3 protein-coding genes are annotated in these 2,631 nt (G+C 73.3%); 2 read left to right on the forward strand and 1 reads right to left on the reverse strand.

Going from position 1 to position 2,631, the window contains the following annotated elements:
* Window positions 1-50: 50 nt before the first annotated feature.
* Window positions 51-908: an ABC transporter permease gene (locus DKL51_RS26795; protein WP_124812626.1), complete on the forward strand. Its 858-nt coding sequence runs from the start codon at window positions 51-53 to the stop codon at window positions 906-908.
* Window positions 909-1,246: 338 nt separating this feature from the next.
* Here DKL51_RS26795 and DKL51_RS26800 read toward each other — a convergent pair whose 3' ends face one another.
* Window positions 1,247-1,552: an ArsR/SmtB family transcription factor gene (locus DKL51_RS26800; protein WP_109947154.1), complete on the reverse strand. Its 306-nt coding sequence runs from the start codon at window positions 1,550-1,552 to the stop codon at window positions 1,247-1,249.
* A gap of 90 nt (window positions 1,553-1,642) precedes the next feature.
* Between DKL51_RS26800 and DKL51_RS26805 the strand changes: the two genes are divergently transcribed.
* A partial coding sequence (locus tag DKL51_RS26805) for a DMT family transporter (RefSeq protein ID WP_148097850.1) occupies window positions 1,643-2,631 on the forward strand: 989 nt, incomplete at its 3' end.

Genomic DNA, 2,631 nt, shown 5'->3' on the forward strand with positions numbered 1-2,631 from the left:
GTGCTGCTCAACGCCGCGGGCGCAGCGCTGGCCGGCCTGCTGTCCCGACCCTGGTGGGCGGGGCGGCGGCCGGCTACCGCCCGTCGGCCACCCTGCCGTTCGCGGCGGAGTTCCGCCGGCAGGCGTCCCGGCGGCGTACCCAGTTGGCGCTGGGCTTCATGGTGCTGCTGCCGTTGATCATCCTGCTGGCGTTCGAGTTCGGCTCCGGCAATGACGACCGCAACCGGAACAACGAGTTCGGGAGCCTGGTCGACCTGGCCACCTCCGGGGGGCTCAACTTCACCCTCTTCTCGATCTTCGTGTCGTCGTCGTTCCTGCTGGTCGTGGTGGTGGCGCTGTTCTGCGGGGACACGGTGGCCAGCGAGGCGAGCTGGGGCAGCCTGCGCTACCTGCTGGCCGTTCCGGTGCCCCGGGCCCGGCTGCTGACGGTGAAGCTGCTGGTCGCGCTCGCGTACTCGGCGCTGGCCCTGGTGCTGCTCGCCGGTACCGCCCTGCTCGCCGGCACCCTCCGGTACGGCTGGTCGCCGCTGCGCAGCCAGGTCTCCGCCGAGCTGGCGCCGACCGAGGGGCTGCTGCGGCTGCTGGCGGTGCTCGGGTACCTGGCTGTCGTCCTGCTGGTGGTGGCCGGGCTGGCGTTCCTGCTCTCGGTGACCACGGACGCCGCGCTGGGAGCGGTGGGCGGCGCCGTCCTGCTCTGGATCCTCTCCAGCATCCTGGACCAGATCACCGCGCTGGGCGGGCTACGCGCGTTCCTGCCGACCCACTACGCCAGTGCCTGGCTGGGGCTGCTCTCGACGCCGGTGCAGACCGACGACGTGGTGCGCGGCGCCATCTCGGCGGTGAGCTACGCGACGCTCTTCTGGGGACTCGCCTTCTGGCGCTTCACCCGCAAGGACGTCACCAGCTGACCGGTTGAGCCCGGGCCGTGGACCCCGTCGTGCGCCCACCCGCAGGCGTTGCCCACGTTCTCCGGTGACCCGGGCTTCGGGCTGCCAGACTCGCCCAGGTGAGCACTCGTGGCCGTCCGCGCCTGGGGCCGATCCGCACGGTCGCGGCACCCGCACCGTACTGAGCGCCCGCCATCCGCCTCAGCGGTCCGCCGGGCGGCCCCAAGGGCGGACCGGCGCATCCCCGGCAGGTTCGGCTGCTGTCGCGGACGATTCAGCTGCACAGGCGCGAGGACCCTCCCGGCCGGGATGCGGCGGCCGGCTCGGCCGCCGACGCCTGCAACCCGTCGGGCGCATGTTCAGGAGCGGGTCGGCGCGGTGAGCACCGCGTCGAGGAGGCCGGGGTAGAGGCGGTCCAGCTCGTCCCGGCGCAGCCGGACGTACCGGCTGGTGCCGGCGATCCGGGTCCGGGTCAGGCCGGCCTCCCGCAGCACCTTGAGGTGGTGGCTCCGGGTTGCCTTGGAGATCCCCAGCTCGAAGGTGCCGCAGACGTGCTCGCCGCCCGCGGCGAGGGTGCGCACGATCTGCAACCGGACGTCGTCGGCGAGCGCCGCCAGGACGGCGGTGACCGGTACGTCGCGCAGCTCGGGCTCGTGCAGCTCCATGTGACCAGTGTAACCGTTGTTCGACTTTCGTCGAACAAGCTCCTAGAGTCGGTCGCGTTGGTTCGACGATACTCGAACATTGGAGCTGTGATGCGTTCTCGGCACGCCGCCTTTCCGCTCTTCGCCGTGCTCAGCTGGGGTGTCATGTTCCCCGTGCTGGCCAGCGCGCTCACCCGGGTGGACGCGCTGAACCTGACCACGGCCCGCTACGTCCTCGCGACCGCCGTCCTGGTCGCCCTGCTGCTGGCCCGGGAGGGGCTGAGCGCGCTGCGCACCGGCGGGCGGGCGGTCGAGGTGGCGGTCCTCGGCGTCCTCGGCTTCGCCGGGTTCAACGTACTCACCAGCCTGGCGCTCGGACACGCCAGCCCGCAGCAGATCGCCCTGCTGGCCGCCCCCACCCCGCTGGTCACTCAGCTGGTCCGCTGGGTGCGGGACGGCGTACGCCCCCGGCCGGCGCTGCTCGGCTTCTCGCTGGTCGCGCTCGTCGGAGTGGGGCTGGTGATCACGCGCGGCCGGCTCGACGGGCTCGGCCAGTTCGGCGTCGGCGGGCTGCTCATGATCGGTGCGGTGCTCGGCTGGGCGACCTACACCCACGGTGCGAGCCGCTTCACCGGCTGGTCGGCCCTGCGGTACACCACCCTCACCGCCGTCGCCGGCACGCTCGCCATGCTCGCCGCCAGCGCCGTCGCCGACCTCACCGGCGTCCAGCACGCGCCCGCCGCCGCCGACCTCGTGGCGGTCGCCCCGCAGCTCGGGTACGCCGTGGTCGTCGCCGCCGTCCTCGCCGTGCTGGCCTGGAACACCGGGGTGCGGAAGCTCGGCGCGGCCGACGCCGCCCTCTTCATGAACCTGGTCCCGGTGACCACCTTCGCCGTGCAGACCGCCCGGGGCTACCGGCCCGGCGTGGTGGAGCTGATCGGCGCGGCCCTGACCATCGCCGCCCTGATCGCCGCCAACCTCGCCAGCCGCCCCCGCGCCTCCGACGCCCAGATCCACGGAGAGAGTGGCCTCCCCAGCGCGGGAGGCCACTCTCTCCGTGGATCTGGGCGTCGGGGCGCCGGACCGCCTGACGGGTGGCT

It is taken from the genome of Micromonospora globispora (assembly GCF_003857015.1).
GTDB classification, from domain to species: domain Bacteria; phylum Actinomycetota; class Actinomycetes; order Mycobacteriales; family Micromonosporaceae; genus Micromonospora; species Micromonospora globispora.